This is a genomic window from Naasia sp. (assembly GCF_025465545.1).
In the GTDB taxonomy this organism is placed as follows: Bacteria; Actinomycetota; Actinomycetes; order Actinomycetales; family Microbacteriaceae; genus Naasia.
This window is the reverse complement of sequence record NZ_JAODMK010000037.1, coordinates 1-19169: the sequence shown is the minus strand read 5'-3', so window position 1 is coordinate 19169 and position 19169 is coordinate 1. Positions and strand designations below refer to the sequence as shown.

Genomic DNA, 19169 nt, shown 5'->3' with positions numbered 1-19169 from the left:
CGACGTGAACCGCGGAAACCGCCGCCCGAACGCAATACAGGAGCAGGCGGGCCGCGGGTGCGCAGGTGAGGTGGAACCCGTGCGAGCACCGGGGGGGGTGTGGTGGGCGATACTGGGATCGAACCAGTGACCTCTTCCGTGTCAGGGAAGCGCGCTACCGCTGCGCCAATCGCCCGTCGAGGCTGCGCTTGGGAGCACCGCCCTCTCGGTGAGTGAGGTGGCGACGGGATTCGAACCCGTGTGGACGGCTTTGCAGGCCGCTGCCTAGCCTCTCGGCCACGCCACCATGTGTGGTTCCCCACGTGTCCCGTGAGACTTCACTCGAGCGGATGACGAGATTCGAACTCGCGACCCTCACCTTGGCAAGGTGATGCGCTACCACTGCGCCACATCCGCATTCACGGCCGTTCCCGACCGCCTGACGACTCTAACGGATCGGCGGGACGAGACCAAACCGTACGGCGCCGTGTCCGCCCCCTCCTGGCCGGGTGTCGCATCCTCCCCGCCGCCGTATGGCAATATTGAGGCGCACGGGCGATTGGCGCAGTTGGTAGCGCGCTTCGTTCACACCGAAGAGGTCATCAGTTCGAGTCTGGTATCGCCCACTCCCCTGCAGAAAGCCCCGGCACCCCCGGGGCTTTTTCTCTGCCTGCCGTCCCACGGACGCAACCGTCCGGCCAAACGGCGACGGCGTGCCGTTGCCGTTTGGCCGGAGCGATGCGGTTCTCGGCCTGCGGCGGCCTGCGGCGGCCTGCGGCCCGCGGCGGCCTGCGGCTCAGTCCGGGGTGGCCGGCCCGCCCGGTCGGACGGCGGCCGTGTCGGCGATGTCGATGCGGGTCATCCCCTCGTCCGTCTCGGTGACCTCGATGCGGGGCGCGGCCGACTCCTCGGCGTCCGACCCCTCGCGGTCGGGCTTGTCGCCCGGAGCGCTCGTCAGCTGCTCACGGCGCTTCCGCTCGAACTCCTCGTCACCCATCAATGTCTCCTGTCTGCTCTGGCGCGTCCCCGACCTGGATGATCGCCCAGCCCACGGGCTTGCCGATCACCACGGGCTGCAGGAAGTCGCCCTCCGGCTGATCGAGGACGATGGGCGAGCAGGAGCACCAGAAGGATCTGGCCGCCGCGGAGGCCGCAGCGGCCCACCCGGTCCGTCAGGATCGCGTCCAGCTGGTGGCGTGCCGGGTTGTCGCTGGGCGGCAGAGGGGCGCGCGCGGCTCCGCGTCGTGTCAGCATGCTCAGACCCTACGGGGGCGCGACGGCGGCATTCTGCCCCTTGCCAGGGCATTCTCTGTGCGGCATGCCCTCCTGGCACGCGAAGGGGCGCCGCCTCCGAGGAAGCGGCGCCCCAGCGCAGTGGGAGCAGGTCAGAGGCGGCTGGCTGCGACCGGCTCGTCGAGGAGGTAGGCCTCCTCGCCGTGCACGACCGTGTCGATGCCCGCCAGCTCGTCCTCGTTCTTCACCCGGAAGCCCATGGTCTTCTCGATGACCGTGCCGATGATGAAGGCGAGCACGAAGGAGTAGATCAGCACCGAGAAGGCACCGGTCGCCTGCGCGGCCAGCTGGTTGAGCTGGCCGGAGTAGATGAGCCCGGTGGTGTTCGCGAAGATGCCCAGGTAGAGCGTGCCGAGCACACCGCCGACGAGGTGGATGCCCACCACGTCGAGGGAGTCGTCGAAGCCCAGCTTGAACTTGAGGTCGATCGCGAGGGCGCAGACCACACCGGCGAGGATGCCGAGCACGATCGCCCAGAACGGCGTCAGCGACGCACAGGCCGGGGTGATCGCGACGAGGCCGGCGACGGCGCCCGAGGCGGCGCCGACCGAGGTGGCCTTGCCGTCCTTGATCTTCTCGACCACGAGCCAGCCGAGCAGGGCGGCGGCGGGGGCGGCGAGCGTGTTGATCCAGGCGAGGGCCGCGACGTTGTCCGCCGCAACCTCGGAGCCGGCGTTGAAGCCGAACCAGCCGAACCACAGCAGACCGGCGCCGAGGAGCACGAAGGGCACGTTGTGCGGCTTGTTGATGCCCTTCTGGAAGCCGACCCGCTTGCCGAGGACCAGCGCCAGCGCGAGCGCCGCAGCGCCGGCGTTGATGTGCACCGCGGTGCCACCGGCGAAGTCGATGACGCCGACTCCGAGGACCTGCTGCAGTCCGTAGACGACCCAGCCGCCGTCGACCAGGCCTCCCTCACCGAGGGTGAAGTTGAACACCCAGTTGGCGACCGGGAAGTAGACGAGCGTGGCCCAGATGCCCGCGAAGACCATCCACGCGCCGAACTTGGCACGGTCGGCGATGGCGCCCGAGATGAGCGCGACGGTGATGATCGCGAAGGTGGCCTGGAAGCCCGCGAAGGCCAGCGGCGGGAACGTCGCGCCCTCGGGCGCCTCGAGGAGCCCGGCGAGGCCGATGTTGGCGGTGTCGATGCCGAAGAAGCCGTCGATGCCGATGAAGGTGTCCGTGCCGCCGTTGCTGAACGCCATCGCGTAGCCGTAGAGCACCCACAGCACGCCGATCAGTCCGATTGCGCCGAAGCTCAGCATCATCATGCTGACGACGCTCTTGGCCTTCACCAGGCCGCCGTAGAAGAACGCGAGTCCCGGGGTCATCAGCAGCACGAGCGCCGCTGACAGGAGAACGAAGGCGGTGTTGCCCTGATCCATGTGTTACCTCTCTGAGTGTGCAAGGAGCGGACCCTGTGCGTGCCCCCGCGCAGAGCAGGAAGAAGGCGGGCGTCAGGTTCGCGCCCATCCTGGTGGGCGGACGTTTCCAACCTGAGGAATGCCGGTTACCGCGGTGTTACGCCCACCCGGCTGATGTAAACAGTGTGTTTCGCTGGTTCCCGGGGCGCCGCGGTCGCCGCGGCGGCTTCCGGATCAGTTGGTGAGCGCGACGAGGCGGGAGATCGCCCGCAGATACTTCTTCCGATAGCCACCCGCGAGCATGTCCTCGGCGAAGACCTGATCGAGCGGGGTGCCGCTCGCGATCACCCGCACCTGAGCGTCGTAGAGGCGGTCCACGAGGGCCACGAAGCGGAGGGCGTCGGTCTGCGAGGCGAACGGCTGCACGTCCTCGAAGCCGACCGCGCCGAGCCCCTCGACCAGCTTCACGTAGCGGGACGGATGCACCTTGGCCAGGTGCTCGAGCACGTCGGCGAAGGAGTCGACGGTCCACCGGTCCGATCCGGCGGCCGCCGCCGTCGCCGCCGCCACCTCGCCCGCCGCGACGATGCCGGCCGAGCCGACCGAGTCGCGGCGGCGGTAGTCGAGGCCGTCGATGCGGATCACGTCGAAGTTCGCGGACATGGCGTGGATCTCGCGGAGGAAGTCGGATGCCGCGAACCGTCCCTCGCCGAGGGCGTTGGGCGGGGTGTTCGACGTGGCGGCCACCCGGCTGCCCGAGGCGACCAGCTCGCCGAGGAGCCGCGTCATGACCATGGTGTCGCCCGGATCGTCGAGCTCGAACTCGTCGATCGAGACGAGGGTCGCACCGCTCAGCAGGTCGACGGTGTCGCGATAGCCGAGGGCGCCCACGAGTGCCGTGTACTCGATGAAGGTGCCGAAGTACTTGCGCCCGGGAGCGAGGTGCCAGAGCGCGGCGAGCAGATGGGTCTTGCCCACGCCGAAGCCGCCGTCGAGGTAGACCCCGGGCTTGCCGACCGGCGGCCGCTTGGCCCTCCGGAACCAGCCGCCGCCGGTCGGCGCCGACCAGCCGGAGGCGAAGGCGCGCATGGCCTCCAGAGCCTCGCCCTGGGAGGGGTGGTCGGGGTCCGGCCGGTAGTTCTCGAGCGTCGATCCCTCGAACTGGCGCGGCGGCACCAGATAGGAGGCCATCTCGGTCCCGGAGACCCGGGGCGTGCGGGAGACGAGGTGCTCGGTGGTCTCGGCAGCGGTCACGGGCCGTCCAGAGTCGAAGCGGATGAAGAACTGTTGCTGTCCGGGGCGGCGGCGGCCCGGGTCAGCGTAGATTCGGATGCCGGGCCGCTCGAGGCCCGCCTGATCAGCCTAGCCCGCGGAGAGTCCGCGACCGCTTCGAAAGAGGACCCATGGCCGTCGCATCCGACACCGCCCCGCAGTTCGCCGAGTACGCCCACCCCGAGCGACTGGTCGGCACCGACTGGCTCGCCGAGAACCTCGGCGAGCCAGGGCTCGTCGTGGTCGAATCCGACGAGGACGTGCTCCTCTACGAGACCGGGCACATCCCCGGCGCCGTGAAGATCGACTGGCACACCGAACTGAACGACCCGGTCACCCGGGACTTCGTCGACGGCGCCGGGTTCGCCGCGCTGCTCGGCGCGAAGGGCATCTCCCGCGACAGCACCGTCGTGATCTACGGCGACAAGAGCAACTGGTGGGCCGCCTACGCGCTGTGGGTGTTCACCCTCTTCGGCCATGAGGATGTGCGCCTGCTCGACGGCGGCCGCGCGAAGTGGGAGGCCGAGGGCCGCCCCATGACGACGGACGAGCCGGAGGTCTCCCCCACCGAGTACCCCGTCGTCGTGCGCGACGACTCGACCGTGCGCGCATTCCGGGAGGACGTCCTCGAGACCCTCGGCACGCTGCCGCTCATCGACGTCCGGAGTCCTGAGGAGTACACCGGCGAGCGGACCACCGCGCCCGCCTATCCCGAGGAGGGCGCACTCCGCGCCGGCCACATCCCGACCGCCCACAACATCCCCTGGGCGAGGGCGGCAGCCGAGGACGGCACCTTCAAGCCCAAGGACGAGCTGGAGGCGATCTACCGCGGCGGGGTCGGTCTCGGCGCCGACCAGCCGGTGATCGCGTACTGCCGGATCGGCGAGCGGTCGAGCCACACCTGGTTCGTGCTCACCCATCTGCTCGGCCTGTCGGACGTGCGCAACTACGACGGCTCCTGGACCGAGTGGGGCAGCGCGGTGCGGGTGCCGATCGCGAAGGGCTCGGAGCCGGGCTCCCTCTGACCCGCGTGCGGGATACTTGAGGGCATGAGCGCTGCCCTGCCTCCCGCCCTCGAGGAGATCCGGGACGAGTTCCTCGCGCTCGGTCAGAAGGACCGTCTGCTGCTGCTGCTCGAGTTCGCGAACGAGCTGCCGGAGCTCCCCGCACGCCTGCAGGGCCACGAGGACCTGCTGGAGCGGGTCGTGGAGTGCCAGTCGCCGGTCTTCCTCACGACCGAGGTGGAGGATGGCACCGTCCGGCTGCATGCGACCGCACCGCGCGAGTCGCCCACCACGCGCGGCTTCGCGTCGATCCTGGTGCAGGGCCTCTCGGGGCTCTCGCCCGATGATCTGCTCGCGGTGCCCGACGACTTCCCGCAGATGCTCGGCCTCACCGAGGCGGTCTCCCCGCTGCGCCTGCGCGGGATGAGCGGGATGCTGGCCCGCACCAAGCGCCAGGTCGCCCAGCGGCTCGCCGCCGCGGGCGCATGACGGTCCTCACCCGGCTGATCCCCGGCGCCGCCGAGTCGCGGGACTCCGAGGACCCGGGCCTGCGCGACTGGCTGCGCGAGGTCTACGCGCTCGAATCCCCCGGCACGGTGCGCCTCAACTTCGTCGCGTCGCTCAACGGGTCGGCGGTCGGCGAGGACGGCACTTCGGAGTCGCTGAGCAGCCGGCTGGACCGGACCATCCTCGGCGTCGTCCGGCGCGGAGCCGACGTGGTCGTGGTCGGCGCGCGCACCGTGCGGCGGGAGGGCTACATCTCTCCCCGGCACTCCCGGCTGGCGGTGGTCACCCGTTCCGGGCATCTGGGCGGGCACCGGCTGGCGGAGTCGGACGTGCCGCCGCTGATCCTCGGACCGCCCTCCGCCCTGGCGCGCGCCGCCGAGGAGTTGGCGGGCCTCGCCTACGAGCCGATCCCACTCCAGTCCGATGCGCTGGATCCCGTCGAGGTCCTCGCCGGCCTGCGCGCGGCCGGACTCTCCTCAGTGGTCTGCGAGGGCGGTCCGACGCTCGCGGCCGCCTTCCTCGATGCGGGTCTCGTCGACGAGCTGTGCCTCACCACGGCCCCCAAGCTGCGGGCGCCGGGCCTGCCGCTCTTCCCCCGCCTGGCGGAGACGCACTCGGCGCGGCTCGCCTCCCTGCTCGCCGACGAGGACGGCTACCTCTACGCGCGCTGGTCGCTCGCCTCGGTCTGATCCTGCAGCCAGTCCCTGATGGCCGCGTTCCAGCGGTCGCGGTCGAAGTTCCACAGCTTGGTGTGCCGCGCCGTCTCGAAGCCGGTGAAGGTGACGATGTCGGGGCGCGCCGCCGCGAGCTCCCGTGAGCCGTTCGAGGGCACGAAGCCGTCGTCGTCGCTGTGCAGCACGAGGATCGGTACCTCCAGCTCGGCCGCCCGGGAGACGAAGTCGAGTCGGGCGAGGTCGATCGGCCGCTCCTGGCCGGTGAGCGGCCGGCCCCACCGGGACCCGATCAGGGCGAGCACGCCGCGCTTGACCGGCGCCGGCAGCGACATGGCCTCGCCCTGGTAGAGCAGTGTGTCGACCCAGTTCACGACGGGCGAGTCGAGCACCACACCGGTGACGACGTCCCGCACGCGCGATCGGGTGGCGGCCTGCAGCACGGTCGCTCCGCCCATCGACCAGCCCATCAGCACGACATCCACGGCCCCGTTGTCGAGTGCGAAGAGGATGGCGGCCTCCACGTCGAGCCACTCGGTGTCGCCGAGGGCGTAGCGGCGATCCGGGCTGGGCGGCGCCTCGCCGTCGTTGCGGTAGGAGATGAGGAGGCTGGTGTACCCGGCCTCGCGGAACACCGGCACGGCCCGCAGCCCTTCCTGCCGAAGGGTGGCCCTGCCGTGCACCTGGATCACCCAGCGCGTGGTCGGCCCCTCGGCCGGAACCAGCCAGGCCGGCGCCGAGCCCAGGGAGGTCCGCACCTTGACGCTCTCGAACGGCACCCCGAGCTCCTTGGGGCTGAGGTAGTACCAGCCGCTGAAGCGTCCTGCGCGGGCGGTGGCCAGGTTGCCGAAGTCGACCGCGAGGATGCGACGCGTGACGGTGCCGACTCCCCGGTCCACGATCTGGCCGAGCCGCGCGTGACCCGCGCCCTGCTCGAACCAGAAGCTGTAGTCGCCGGGCAGCAGCGCATCGGGCGTGGCGCGGAGGACGATCGTGGCCTCGGCCTCGTCGACGGACACCACCCGGATGTCCTGCGACCGCTTCCGGGGCGGCATCACCACGGTGCGGGCGACGGTCGTGGTGACGGCGCCGGCGAAGAGCGCCCCTGCCGTCAGGACCCCGCCGAGGGCCACGGCACCGCCGAACAGCGCCCGTGACCTGCGTCCCACCGTGTTCTCCGTCCGATCGTCGCCGATCAAGCTATCAAACGCGGGGGCGCGCACCCCGACCGATCGGTGCCTCGACGCACCGATGCGGCGGAGGATCATAGACAACGAGGTGGCCTAGTCTCAAACCGTGGCCGCGTCCAGAGAGAGCACGCCGCCGGCGGAGTTCTCCGTCGCGCTGGCATCGATCGAGTCAGCCGAGATCCGCAGCGAGGTCGTGATCTCGAGCATCCCCTCGCCCACCGGCCTCGCGCCCTGGTCGGTCGCCCTCGCCGCCGACGTCAATCCGGCGCCGCACGGCGTGGACCTCGACCTCGGCACCGGCCGATTCGTGCTGCTCTACGACCCCGAGGAGCCGGACGCCTGGGGCGGACGGTTCCGCATCGTCTGCTTCGCCCAGGCGCCGCTCGAGACGGAGATCGGCCTGGACCCGTTCCTCGCGGAGGTCACCTGGTCGTGGCTCACCGATGCGCTCGACGCACGCAACGCGCAGTACACGGCCGCGTCGGGGACGGCCACCAAGATCATCTCGACCGGCTTCGGCGAGCTCGCCCGGCAGGGCGACGGCGCGAAGATCGAGCTCCGCGCCTCCTGGACGCCCCTCGAGTCCGACGTCTCCGCACATGTGGAAGGCTGGGGCGAGTTGGTCTGCATGCTGGCCGGACTGCCGCCAGGGGCCGAGGGAGTGACGATGCTATCTGCACGACGAGCCGGACGTGGTTGATCCCGCCGCGGGATCCCCGAACGACACCGCCTCCGATGAGGCACCCGACGGGGCCGCACCGCCTCTGCCCAACGCGGCGCTGCTCGCACCGGTAGCGGTGACCGCCACCCGCGAGGGATACCTCGAGGCGGTGGCGCTGCTCGCCACGGGCACCGGGCCGCTCGCGATCGACGCGGAGCGTGCGAGCGGGTTCCGCTACTCGCAGCGGGCCTATCTCATCCAGATCCACCGACGCGGGGCGGGCACGTTCCTCTTCGATCCGCCGGCGATCGGCGACTTCTCCGAGCTGCAGGCCCTCATCCGCGACGAGGAATGGATCCTGCACGCCGCCAGCCAGGACCTCGCCTGCCTGCGCGAGGTCGGGCTGGACCCGGTGCGCATCTTCGACACCGAGCTCGCCGCGCGCCTGCTCGGGTTCCCCCGGGTGGGGCTGGCGTGGGTGGTCGAGGACCTGCTCGGCCTGCATCTGGCGAAGGAGCATTCCGCCGCCGACTGGTCGACCAGGCCGCTGCCCGCCTCGTGGCTCACCTACGCGGCGCTCGACGTCGAGCTTCTCGTCGACCTCCGCGACCGGATGGTCGAACTCCTCGAGAGCTCCGGCAAGACCTCGATCGCCGAGCAGGAGTTCCAGGCCGTCCTCGGGCGTGAGACGGCCGTTCGTGCGGAGCCCTGGCGCCGCCTCTCCGGAGTGCACACCGTGAAGGGCCTCCGCGGCCTCGCCGTGGCGCGGGAGCTGTGGCTCGAGCGGGACGCCCTCGCCCGCGAGCTCGACGTCTCGCCGGGCCGGTTGGTGCCCGACGGCTCCCTCGTCGCCGCGGCGCGCGCGCTGCCGGGGAGCAGGCGGGAGCTCGCAGCCATGCGCGACTTCTCCGGCCGCGCCAGCCGCAGCGAGCTGGACCGCTGGTGGAGCGCGATCGAGCGCGGCCTCACCACCGAGGACCTCCCCCGCCTGAAGCCGGTCGGCGAGTCGATGCCGCCGCCGCGCGCGTGGGCCGATCGCAACCCGGACGCGGACCGCCGGCTCAAGGCGGCCCGGCAGGCGGTCACCCGCATCGCGGAGTCGCTCGATCTTCCCGTCGAGAACCTGATCACGCCCGAGGTGCTGCGTCGCGTCGCCTGGTCGCCGCCCGAGCCGCCCGACCCCGGGAGCGTCGCCGAGGCGCTCCGTTCGCTGGGCGCGCGCGACTGGCAGGTCGAGGCCATCGCCGCACCGGTCGCGGAGAGCTTTGTCGTGGGCCGCCAATCGCCTGAGGCGGCGGGAAGCACCGCTTCGTAGGAAGGGTCAAAGGATTTTGACCGTCCGGGGCGCTCCGTAGGATCGATGCGGCCCTGGACCACGCGGTTCGGCCGAATGCGAGGAGGCATCGTGGCTGAGGGAACAGAAGTCGTGTTCGTCGACGGGGTGCGGACCCCGTTCGGGCGAGCGGGCGAAAAGGGCATCTACTGGAACACCCGCGCCGACGACCTCATCGTCAAGGCGATGATCGAGCTGCTCGAGCGGAACCCGTCGCTGCCGAAGGACCGGGTCGACGATGTCGCCATCGCCGCCACCACGCAGCAGGGCGACCAGGGCCTCACGCTGGGCCGCACCAGCGCGCTCCTCGCCGGCCTCCCCTCCACCGTGCCGGGCTATGCCATCGACCGGATGTGCGCGGGCGCCATGACGAGCGTCACGACGGTCGCCGGCGGCATCGCGATCGGCGCATACGACGTGGCCATCGCGGGCGGCGTGGAGCACATGGGCCGCCACCCGATGGGGTTCAATGCCGACCCGAACCCCCGCTTCGTGGCCGAGAAGCTCGTCAGCGAAGACGCGCTCAACATGGGCAAGACGGCCGAGCGCATCCACGACCGCTTTCCCGGGCTCACCAAGGAGCGCTCCGACCACTACGCCATGCGCAGCCAGCAGAAGCTCGCGGCGGCCTACGCGGCCGGCAAGATCCAGCAGGACCTGGTGCCGGTCGCCGTGCGCAGCGAGCAGGGCTGGGGGCTCGCTACCGAGGACGAGGGCATGCGCCCGCAGACCACGATGGAGGGGCTCGCCACCCTCAAGACCCCGTTCCGCCCCCACGGGCGGGTGACGGCGGGCAACGCCTCCCCTCTGACCGACGGCGCGACCGTCGCCCTGCTCGCGAGCAAGAAGGCCGCGAAGGAGCTCGGGCTGACGCCCCGCATGAAGCTCGTGAGCTTCGCCTACGCGGGCGTGCCGCCCGAGATCATGGGAATCGGACCCATCCCCTCCACCGAGAAGGCCCTGAAGAAGGCAGGCCTCAGCATCGGCGACATCGGCCTGATGGAGTTCAACGAGGCGTTCGCCGTGCAGGTGCTCTCGCTGATGGATCACTTCGGCATCGACGACGAAGACCCGAGGGTGAACCGCTGGGGCGGCGCGATCGCCGTCGGCCACCCGCTCGCCGCATCGGGCGTGCGGCTGATGCTGCAGCTCGCCCGCCATTTCGAGGACCACCCCGAGGTCCGGTACGGACTCACCGCGCTCTGCATCGGGCTCGGTCAGGGCGGCAGCGTGATCTGGGAGAACCCGAACTGGAACGGCAGGAAGTGGCAGAGCGGACAGCTCGGCCGGGAAGCCAAGGAGCTCGCCAAGAGCCGGAAGGCAGCCAAGTGACCGACTACACGACCATCGACTTCTCCGATCTGGAGGTGCTCTCCGCGGACGAGGTGGTCACCCACGCCTATGTGCGGGACGTGCGCCTGCGCAGCGGCAGGGTGCTCGCGCTCATCACGCTGGACAACGGCCGCGACCACACCCGGCCGAACACGCTCGGCCCCGCCACCCTGCTCGAGCTCAGCCGCGTCTTCGACGAGCTGACCGTGCGCGCGTCGGCCGGCGAGATCGCCGCAGTGGGCCTCACCGGAAAGCCGTTCATCCTGGCCGCCGGAGCGGACCTCAGCAAGGTCAGCGAGATCCCCTCGAAGGACGTCGCCCGCAAGCTCGCCCAGCTGGGCCACCATGTGCTCGGCAAGCAGGCGCAGCTCGGCGTCCCGTCCTTCGTCTTCATCAACGGCCTCGCACTCGGCGGCGGCGTGGAGATCGGCCTCAACGCCGACTACCGCACCATCGACGCCGCGACCGCGGCCTTCGCCCTTCCCGAGGTCTTCCTCGGCCTCATCCCGGGCTGGGGCGGCGCCTACCTCCTGCCCAACCTGATCGGCATCGAGAACGCACTCAAGGTCGTGATCGAGAACCCGCTCAAGCAGAACCGGATGCTGACCGCCCCGCAGGCGTTCGAGATGGGCATCGCCGACGCGATCCTCCCCTCCGCCACCTTCCTCGAGGAGTCCCTCCGCTGGGCGGACGGGGTGCTGAGCGGCGCGATTCGGGTCAGGCGCCCGCACCAGCCCGGCAAGCTCGAGCGGCTCGCCACGTGGGACGTCGCGATCGGCATCGCCCGCAAGAGCCTGGAGAGCAGGATCGGCACCGTGCCGAAGTCGCCGTACGCCGCACTCGACCTGCTGAAGGCGGCGAAGAACACCACCAAGGAGCAGGGCTTCGCCGCCGAGGACGAGGCCCTCGCCGAGCTCATCGCCGGCGACCAGTTCCAGGCCAGCATCTACGCGTTCAACCTCGTGCAGAAGCGCGCGAAGCGCCCGGCCGGCGCACCCGAGAAGTCCCTCGCGCGTCCCGTCACCCGGGTCGGCGTGCTCGGGGCAGGACTCATGGCCAGCCAGTTCGCGCTGCTCTTCCTCCGCCGCCTCCAGGTCCCCGTCGTGATCACCGACCTCGACCAGGCTCGCGTCGACAAGGGGCTCGCCTACATCCGAGCCGAGATCACGAAGCTCGCCGACAAGGGCAGGATCGACGGCGATGAGGCGAACCGCCTCTCCGCGCTCCTCACCGGCACCACCGATCGCACGGACTTCGCGGGCTGCGACTGGGTGATCGAGGCCGTCTACGAGGAGCTCGGCGTGAAGCAGGAGGTCTTCGCCGACATCGAGCAGTACGTCTCGCCCGAGGCGATCCTCGCCACCAACACCTCCTCCCTGTCGGTGGAGCGGATCGGCGAGAAGCTCCAGCACCCGGAGCGGGTGGTCGGCTTCCACTTCTTCAACCCGGTGGCCGTCATGCCGCTCGTCGAGGTCGTGCGTTCGCCGGCCACCGACGAGGCTGCCCTCGCGACAGCCATGGCGACCGCGGCGAAGCTCAAGAAGAACGCCGTCATCACGCGGGACACCCCCGGGTTCGTGGTCAACCGGATCCTCGCCAAGGTCCTCGGCGAGGCGATGCACGCGGTCGACACCGGCACCCCCTTCGAGACGGTCGACGAGGCGGTCCGCCCGTTCGGCCTGCCCATGACGCCGTTCGTGCTGCTGGAGCTGGTGGGACTCAAGGTGGGGGCGCACGTGCTCGACACTCACGCGGCGGCCTTCCCCGATCGCTTCTTCCGCAGCGAGAGCCTGCACCGCCTCGCGGACCTCGGCCACATCTACGAGAAGGACGGCAAGGGCAACGCGAAGGGCGTCGACAAGCGGGCCCAGCGCATCGTCGCCCAGCAGCATTCCGGCAAGGGCACTCCCATGGCGGCCGCCGAACTGCAGCGCCGCATCGAGGACGGCCTGGCCGACGAGGTGCACCGCATGCTGGAGGACCAGGTGGTCGCGGCGGCGGAGGACATCGACCTCTGCCTGATCCTCGGCGCCGGCTACCCGTTCCAGATGGGCGGCCTCACCCCATACCTGGACCGGTGCGGGGCCAGCGAGCGGGTCTTCGGCGGCACCTTCCACACCCCGGTCCTGCGCGGCGTGGAATAGGCGCAGTGGAATGGGCGCAGTGGCGGATCAAGCCCCGCGACAGCCTGGGGCCCTGCGGGTAGGTTGAGCCGCATGGCTGTCCAGTACTACGTCGCCGCCTCCCTCGACGGCTTCATCGCCGATGCGGACGGCGGCATCGGCTGGCTCACGTCCTTCGGCTTCGACGAGTTCCGGGAGCACTACACGGCGTTCCTCTCGGGCGTCGGCGCCATCGTGATGGGCGCGACAACCTATGAGCACGTGCTCCGCGGCGGCAGCTGGCCCTACGCCGAGACGCCGAGCTGGGTGGTCACCTCCCGGCACCTGGACGCCCTGCCCGGCGCGGACCTGCGCCTCTCCGCCGACCCGATCGCCGCGGTGCAGGACGCGCGGGACACTGCGGGAGACGCGGACGTGTGGGTGATCGGCGGCGGCCGGGTGGCCGCCCAGATCGCGGACCTCGAGCTGCTGGACGAACTGCACCTGACCCTCATCCCCGTCGTGCTGGGTGCAGGAACGCCCCTGCTCCCCCTCAGCCGGCCGACCCGGCCGCTCGCGCTGCTGCGGCGCACACCGTTCGAATCGGGCGCGATCGAACTCGTCTTCTCCCTGCACGCCGCAGGCTGACGACCGCGGCGCGCTCCCGCTGCCGCTCGTCGAGGAGCCCCGGCAGCCGTTCCTCGAAGAACCGGAAGTCGAGGCCGGCCAGGGCGACCACCCGAACCGCGTGGTGAGGCCCTCGGTCTCGGCAGCTGCGTCCACGATCGGAACGGTTCGCCGCGTTCAGAGGATGCTGAGAATGCGAACGCCCCGCCCTCGCGCGGCTACCTCCCGATCGGCGTCATGTCCGCATAGCGGTCGCCTGCGGGCGCCTGGATGGACCCGAGGTCGGCGAGCTGCTCCGGCGTCAGCAGGACGTCCACCGCCGCGACGTTCTCCTCGAGGCGGTCCACCCGCTTGGTGCCGGGGATCGGCACGACGTCGTCGCCCTGCGCCAGGAGCCAGGCGAGAGACACTTGCGCGGGCGTCGCACCCACCTCGGCGGCCACACGGTCGACGTGCTCCACGATGCGGATGTTGTGCTCGAGGTTCTCGCCGGCGAAGCGCGGATTGCTGCGCCGGAAATCGCTCGGGTCGAGAGCCTCGACGGAGCGGATGGCGCCAGTGAGGAAGCCGCGGCCGAGCGGCGAGTACGGAACCAGCCCGATGCCCAGCTCGCGGAGGACGGGCAGCACCTCGACCTCCGGATCGCGGGTCCACAGCGAGTACTCGGATTGCAGTGCCGTCACCGGGTGCACGGCGTGAGCGCGCCGGATGGTCGCGGTGCCCGCCTCGGAGAGGCCGATGTGCAGGATCTTCCCCGCGGCGACCAGCTCCGCGAGGGCGCCCATGGTGTCCTCGATCGGGGTGCCGGGGTCCATCCGGTGCTGGTAGTAGAGGTCGACGTGGTCCGTGCCGAGCCGCTGCAGCGATCCCTCGAGTGCCGCACGCACCCGGGCGGGGCTGCCGTCGGTGGAGCGCTCCCCGTCGGCCGCCGGATAGACGCCGAACTTGGTGGCGATCGTCACCTCGTCCCGTCGCCCGGCGATGGCGCGTCCCAGCAGCTCCTCGTTCGCGTGCGGCCCGTACATCTCCGCGGTGTCGAACAGCGTGACACCGAGATCGATCGCGCGGCGGATGGTGCGGACCGCCTCGTCGTCGTCGGCTCCCCGCCCCGTGTAGAACGCCGACATGCCCATGCAGCCGAGTCCGAGTCGTCCGACTTCGAGACCGCCGCCCACCGTGCCGAGGATCGTTGTTGCCAGCGTCATGTCCGCACTGCCCTTCGTCGATGTTGCCTAGCGGTCCCGCTGCCCGTCGCCCGCGGTCTCGCCGTCGTACTCGCGGCGGCCCTCCTCGGTCTCGGGAAGGGGCCGGGCGATCGGGATCTTCGTGCCGAGCACCTGGGCGACCAGGTCCCGGGCGATCACCTGGGCGGTGAGCCCGGCCTCTGCCAGGATCTCGCCGCGCGAGCCATGCGGAAGGAACTCGTCGGGCAGCCCCAGCTCGGTGAGCGCGGTGTCGACCCCCGCCGCGCGCAGGTCCTGCCGCACCCGGGTGCCGATGCCGCCCACCTTGATGCCGTCCTCGAGCGTGACCACGATGCGGTGCTCGCGGGCGAGGTCGATGATGCTGGCGGGAACGGGAACGACCCAGCGCGGGTCGACGACGGTCGCGCCGATGCCCTGCGCCTCGAGGCGGCTCGCGACGTCGAGGGCGAGGCCCGCGAGCGGGCCGACCGCGACGAGCAGCACGTCCGGCTGGGCGCTCTCCTGGAGGACGTCCACGCCGTCCGCCGTGCGGCGCACCGCGTCGATCTCGGCTCCGACGGCACCCTTGGGGAAGCGGAGCACGGTGGGACCGTCGTCCACCCGCACCGCCTCGGCGAGCTCCTCGCGCAGCCGGGGAGCATCGCGGGGCGCGGCGAGCCGGATGCCCGGCACGACCTGGAGGATCGCCAGATCCCACATGCCGTGATGGCTGGCCCCGTCGGGCCCGGTCACGCCGGCGCGGTCGAGCACGAGGGTGACGCCGGCCCGGTGCAGGGCCACATCCATCAGCACCTGATCGAAGGCGCGATTGACGAACGTCGCGTAGAGCGCGACGACCGGGTGCAGCCCGCCGAAGGCGAGGCCGGCCGCGCTCGTCACGGCGTGCTGCTCCGCGATGCCCACGTCGATGACGCGGCCGGGGAACCGCTCCGCGAGCTTGTGCAGCCCGGTGGGCCGGAGCATCGCCGCGGTGATCCCGACGATCCTCGGATCCTCCTCGGCGAGGTCGACGAGCTGGTCGGCGAAGACGCTCGTCCAGCTCGGGCCGGAGCTGGCCGTCTCGAGCGACTCCCCGGTCTCCGGGTCGATCTGGCCGACGGCGTGGAACTGGTCGGCGACGTCCTGCAGGGCGGGCTGGTAGCCGCGGCCCTTCTGGGTGATGACGTGCACGATCACCGGCAGCTCGTACTTCTTGGCCTGCCGGAACGCCTCCTCCAGCGCACCCAGATCATGGCCGTGCACCGGTCCGATGTACTTGATGTCCAGGTTCGAGTAGAGCGCCTCGTTGCCCGTCACTCGGCTGAGGAAGCCGTGCAGGGCTCCCCGGCTGCCCCGGTAGAGGGCCCGGCCGGGCCGGCCCAGCTTGTCGAAGAAGCTGCGGGAGCGGACGTAGAGGTCGCGGTAGGCGCGGCGGGTGCGCACGTCGTTGAGGTAGCGGGCGAGTCCGCCGATGGTGGGTGCGTAGGAGCGGCCGTTGTCGTTGACGACGATCACCAGGCGGCGGTTGTTGTCGTCGCTGATGTTGTTGAGGGCCTCCCAGGTCATGCCGCCGGTGAGGGCGCCGTCGCCCACCACGGCCACGACGTGCCGGTCGGACTGCCCGGTCACCGAGAAGGCGCGGGAGATCCCGTCCGCCCAGGACAGCGAGCTCGACGCGTGGGAGCTCTCGACGATGTCGTGCTCCGACTCGGCGCGCTGCGGATAGCCGGCGAGGCCGCCGAACTGCCGCAGCGTGCGGAAGTCCTGGCGCCCCGTCAGCAGCTTGTGCACGTAGGTCTGGTGTCCGGTGTCGAAGACGATCGCGTCCTTCGGCGACTCGAACACCCGGTGCAGCGCGACCGTCAGCTCGACCACCCCGAGGTTGGGCCCCAGGTGACCGCCGGTCTTCGAGACGTTCGCGATCAGGAACGCGCGGATCTCCGCGGCGAGCCGGACGAGATCGTCCTTGCTCAGCGCGTCCAGATCACGCGGTCCGCGGATCGTCTCGAGGATGGCCACCGGTCGAGTCTATGATCCGGAGGCTGGGAGGCCGGTCCTCTCCAGACCGGCCGACCCGGTCGTATTCGCGCCGCCCAGCCCGTGGCCCCGACGAGGGAAAGGCACGGATGCCGCGCGGATCAGCCGGCTGCGCGGCCGACGCGGCGCCCGGTTCGAGGTCTGCAGGCCGTTCGGAGGCCGCGTCGTCCGCGGCCTCCCCTTCCCGCCTCAGGCGACGAGCGACCTCAGCACGTACTGGAGGATGCCGCCGTTGCGGTAGTAGTCCGCCTCACCGGGGGTGTCGATGCGGACGACCGCGTCGAACTCGATCGTCTGCTTGCCCTCGGGGCTCTGCGGGCTCGGCTCGGCAACCACGTGCACGGTGCGTGGCGTGCCGCCCTCGTTGAGCTGATCGATCCCGGAGATGGAGATGATCTCGCTGCCGTCGAGGCCGAGGCTCGCCCACGTCTCCCCCGCCGGGAACTGCAGCGGGAGCACGCCCATGCCGATGAGGTTGGAGCGATGGATGCGCTCGAAGCTCTCGGTGAGGACCGCGCGGACGCCGAGCAGCGAGGTGCCCTTGGCCGCCCAGTCGCGGGACGAGCCGGACCCGTACTCCTTGCCGCCGAGGATGACGAGCGGGGTGCCTTCGGCCGCGTAGTTCTGTGCGGCGTCGTAGATGAACGACTGGGGGGCGCCCTCCTGGGTGAAGTCGCGCGTGTAGCCGCCCTCCACCCCGTCGAGCAGCTGGTTCTTCAGCCGGATGTTCGCGAAGGTGCCGCGGATCATCACCTCGTGGTTGCCGCGGCGGGAGCCGTAGGAGTTGAAGTCCTTGCGATCGACCCCGTGCTCGGTCAGGTAGCGGCCGGCCGGGCTGTCCGCCTTGATGGAGCCGGCGGGGCTGATGTGGTCGGTCGTCACCGAGTCGCCGAGCTTCGCGAGCACCCGGGCTCCGGAGATGTCGGTGACCGGGGTGGTCTCGAGCGACATCCCGTCGAAGTAGGGGGGCTTGCGAACGTAGGTGGAGGCCTCGTCCCACTCGAACGTCGCGCCGGTCGGCGTGGGCAGCGAGCGCCAGCGCTCGTCTCCCTCGAAGACGGCGGAGTACTGGGTGTCGAACATGCTCGTGTCGATCGAGGAGTCGATCGTGGCCTGCACCTCGGCGGCGTCGGGCCAGATGTCCCTCAGGTACACGGGGTTGCCCTCGCGGTCGTCGCCGAGGGCGTCCTTCTCGAAGTCGAAGTGCATCGACCCGGCCAGCGCGTAGGCGACGACGAGCGGCGGGCTCGCGAGGTAGTTCATCTTGACGTCGGGGTTGATCCGGCCCTCGAAGTTGCGGTTGCCGGAGAGCACCGCGGTGACGGCCAGGTCGTTCTGCTGGACCGCCTGCGAGATCTCCTCGTCGAGCGGCCCGCTGTTGCCGATGCAGGTGGTGCAGCCGTAGCCGACGAGGTAGAAGCCGAGATCCTCGAGCGGGGCCATCAGGCCCGCCTTGTTGTAGTAGTCGGTGACCACCTTGGATCCGGGCGCCAGCGTGGTCTTGACCCACGGCTTCGACTTGAGGCCCTTCTCGCTCGCCTTCTTGGCCAGCAGGCCGGCCGCGAGCATGACCGAGGGGTTCGACGTGTTGGTGCACGAGGTGATGGCGGCGATGGCGACGGCGCCGTGGTCGAGCGTGAACTCCTCGCCGGCAGCGTTCCTCACCCGGGTGGGCCTCGACGCGGTCGCCGGCGCCGGGCTGGACTGCGCCGCCTGGAACTGGTGGTGATGGCTGATCTCGCGGGGCGCGGGGGTGTCGTCCTTGCCCGAGTCCTGATCGGTCAGCCCGGTCGGGTCGGACGCCGGGAAGGTGCCCTCGACGGCGGCGTCCACCATCGTGTGCTCGGTCCTCGCGTAGTCCGCGAGGTCGTCCTCGAACTGCTCCTTGGCCTCGCTCAGCTCGATGCGGTCCTGAGGGCGACGCGGCCCGGCGATCGAGGGCACGACGGTGCTGAGATCGAGCTCCAGGTACTCGCTGAACTTCGGCTCGATCGACGCGTCGTGCCAGAGGCCCTGCTCCTTGGCGTACGCCTCGACGAGCTGCACCTGCTCATCCGGGCGGCCCGTGAAGCGGAGGTAGTCGAGGGTGACGTCGTCGATCGGGAAGATCGCTGCGGTCGAGCCGAACTCCGGGCTCATGTTGCCGATGGTCGCCCGGTTGGCGAGCGGGACCGCTGCGACGCCGGCGCCGTAGAACTCCACGAACTTGCCGACCACGCCGTGCCCCCGGAGCATCTGGGTGATGGTGAGCACGACGTCGGTGGCCGTGACACCGGCCGGGATGGCGCCGCTGAGCTTGAACCCGACCACCTTGGGGATGAGCATCGACACCGGCTGGCCGAGCATCGCCGCCTCCGCCTCGATGCCGCCGACGCCCCAGCCGAGCACGCCGAGGCCGTTCACCATCGTGGTGTGCGAGTCGGTGCCCACGAGCGTGTCCGGATAGGCCTGCAGGACGCCGCTGACCTGCCGCGTGTAGACGACCCGCGCGAGGTACTCGATGTTCACCTGGTGCACGATGCCGGTGCCGGGCGGCACGACCTTGAAGTCGTCGAACGCGGTCTGCCCCCAGCGGAGGAACTGGTAGCGCTCGCCGTTGCGCTCGTACTCGAT

Annotated in this window: 15 protein-coding genes and 4 tRNA genes; 9 read left to right on the top strand and 10 right to left on the bottom strand. The window is 70.8% G+C overall.

The features are described from left to right. Positions 1-100: 100 nt before the first annotated feature. From JWR33_RS09770 to JWR33_RS09760, 3 genes are all read right to left on the bottom strand, one after another. Positions 101-175, bottom strand: a tRNA-Val gene (locus JWR33_RS09770). Positions 176-215: 40 nt separating this feature from the next. Continuing rightward, positions 216-286: transfer RNA gene (locus tag JWR33_RS09765), tRNA-Cys, on the bottom strand. A gap of 38 nt (positions 287-324) precedes the next feature. Continuing rightward, positions 325-396, bottom strand: a tRNA-Gly gene (locus JWR33_RS09760). Between the two features lie 136 nt (positions 397-532). Between JWR33_RS09760 and JWR33_RS09755 the strand changes: the two genes are divergently transcribed. After that, a tRNA-Val gene (locus JWR33_RS09755) sits at positions 533-605 on the top strand. A gap of 170 nt (positions 606-775) precedes the next feature. Here the strand turns inward: JWR33_RS09755 and JWR33_RS09750 are convergent. The 3 genes from JWR33_RS09750 to zapE form a co-directional block, all read right to left on the bottom strand. Further along, positions 776-976 carry a hypothetical protein gene (locus tag JWR33_RS09750; protein ID WP_297411510.1) on the bottom strand — a complete coding sequence of 67 codons (201 nt, stop codon included), beginning with the start codon at positions 974-976 and terminating at the stop codon, positions 776-778. Positions 977-1364: 388 nt separating this feature from the next. Then, entirely contained in the window at positions 1365-2657 is a 1293-nt protein-coding gene (locus JWR33_RS09745; RefSeq protein WP_297411508.1) for an ammonium transporter, read from the bottom strand. 213 nt (positions 2658-2870) lie between these two features. Then, a complete protein-coding gene (gene zapE, locus JWR33_RS09740; RefSeq protein ID WP_297411505.1) occupies positions 2871-3890 on the bottom strand; it encodes a cell division protein ZapE in 1020 nt (339 codons plus the stop codon). Positions 3891-4039: 149 nt separating this feature from the next. Here zapE and JWR33_RS09735 point away from each other — a divergent pair, with 149 nt between their 5' ends. The 3 genes from JWR33_RS09735 to JWR33_RS09725 are packed head-to-tail and all read left to right on the top strand — an operon-like array spanning position 4040 to position 6108. Beyond that, entirely contained in the window at positions 4040-4933 is an 894-nt protein-coding gene (locus JWR33_RS09735; protein WP_297411504.1) for a sulfurtransferase, read from the top strand. Positions 4934-4957: 24 nt separating this feature from the next. Next, positions 4958-5401, top strand: coding sequence for a SufE family protein (locus JWR33_RS09730; protein WP_297411502.1), 444 nt, complete (start codon positions 4958-4960; stop codon positions 5399-5401). Next, entirely contained in the window at positions 5398-6108 is a 711-nt protein-coding gene (locus JWR33_RS09725; protein ID WP_297411500.1) for a dihydrofolate reductase family protein, read from the top strand. The genes JWR33_RS09730 and JWR33_RS09725 overlap by 4 nt, the downstream gene beginning before the upstream one ends. On the opposite strand, the gene JWR33_RS09720 is transcribed toward JWR33_RS09725, so the two are convergent. After that, positions 6078-7259 (bottom strand): alpha/beta fold hydrolase, encoded by a 1182-nt coding sequence (locus JWR33_RS09720; protein WP_297411498.1) that lies wholly within the window; start codon positions 7257-7259, stop codon positions 6078-6080. The two genes, JWR33_RS09725 and JWR33_RS09720, sit on opposite strands and share 31 nt — an antisense overlap. 127 nt (positions 7260-7386) lie before the next feature. Between JWR33_RS09720 and JWR33_RS09715 the strand changes: the two genes are divergently transcribed. The 5 genes from JWR33_RS09715 (at position 7387) to JWR33_RS09695 (ending at position 13356) form a co-directional block, all read left to right on the top strand. Further along, complete coding sequence (locus JWR33_RS09715; protein ID WP_297411496.1) at positions 7387-7980, top strand: DUF3000 domain-containing protein; 594 nt, start codon at positions 7387-7389, stop codon at positions 7978-7980. A gap of 79 nt (positions 7981-8059) precedes the next feature. After that, entirely contained in the window at positions 8060-9256 is a 1197-nt protein-coding gene (locus tag JWR33_RS09710) for a ribonuclease D (protein ID WP_297411512.1), read from the top strand. 90 nt (positions 9257-9346) lie between these two features. Then, complete coding sequence (locus tag JWR33_RS09705) at positions 9347-10606, top strand: thiolase family protein (protein WP_297411494.1); 1260 nt, start codon at positions 9347-9349, stop codon at positions 10604-10606. Continuing rightward, a complete protein-coding gene (locus JWR33_RS09700; protein WP_297411492.1) occupies positions 10603-12750 on the top strand; it encodes a 3-hydroxyacyl-CoA dehydrogenase NAD-binding domain-containing protein in 2148 nt (715 codons plus the stop codon). The genes JWR33_RS09705 and JWR33_RS09700 overlap by 4 nt, the downstream gene beginning before the upstream one ends. A gap of 72 nt (positions 12751-12822) precedes the next feature. Next, positions 12823-13356: a dihydrofolate reductase family protein gene (locus tag JWR33_RS09695; protein ID WP_297411490.1), complete on the top strand. Its 534-nt coding sequence runs from the start codon at positions 12823-12825 to the stop codon at positions 13354-13356. A gap of 197 nt (positions 13357-13553) precedes the next feature. On the opposite strand, the gene JWR33_RS09690 is transcribed toward JWR33_RS09695, so the two are convergent. From JWR33_RS09690 to JWR33_RS09680, 3 genes are all read right to left on the bottom strand, one after another. Continuing rightward, positions 13554-14540: an aldo/keto reductase gene (locus JWR33_RS09690; RefSeq protein ID WP_297411488.1), complete on the bottom strand. Its 987-nt coding sequence runs from the start codon at positions 14538-14540 to the stop codon at positions 13554-13556. Between the two features lie 27 nt (positions 14541-14567). Then, positions 14568-16538, bottom strand: coding sequence for a 1-deoxy-D-xylulose-5-phosphate synthase (gene dxs / locus JWR33_RS09685; protein ID WP_297411486.1), 1971 nt, complete (start codon positions 16536-16538; stop codon positions 14568-14570). A gap of 207 nt (positions 16539-16745) precedes the next feature. Further along, positions 16746-19169 (bottom strand): aconitate hydratase (locus JWR33_RS09680; RefSeq protein ID WP_297411484.1); only part of this gene is annotated, 2424 nt, incomplete at its 5' end.

Coding starts and splice junctions, on each gene's coding strand:
- JWR33_RS09745 (WP_297411508.1), bottom strand. CDS start 2,657: ATGGATCAGGGCAACACCGCCTTCGTTCTCCTGTCAGCGGCGCTCGTG.
- JWR33_RS09725 (WP_297411500.1), top strand. CDS start 5,398: ATGACGGTCCTCACCCGGCTGATCCCCGGCGCCGCCGAGTCGCGGGAC.
- JWR33_RS09690 (WP_297411488.1), bottom strand. CDS start 14,540: ATGACGCTGGCAACAACGATCCTCGGCACGGTGGGCGGCGGTCTCGAA.
- JWR33_RS09730 (WP_297411502.1), top strand. CDS start 4,958: ATGAGCGCTGCCCTGCCTCCCGCCCTCGAGGAGATCCGGGACGAGTTC.
- JWR33_RS09695 (WP_297411490.1), top strand. CDS start 12,823: ATGGCTGTCCAGTACTACGTCGCCGCCTCCCTCGACGGCTTCATCGCC.
- JWR33_RS09735 (WP_297411504.1), top strand. CDS start 4,040: ATGGCCGTCGCATCCGACACCGCCCCGCAGTTCGCCGAGTACGCCCAC.
- JWR33_RS09750 (WP_297411510.1), bottom strand. CDS start 976: ATGGGTGACGAGGAGTTCGAGCGGAAGCGCCGTGAGCAGCTGACGAGC.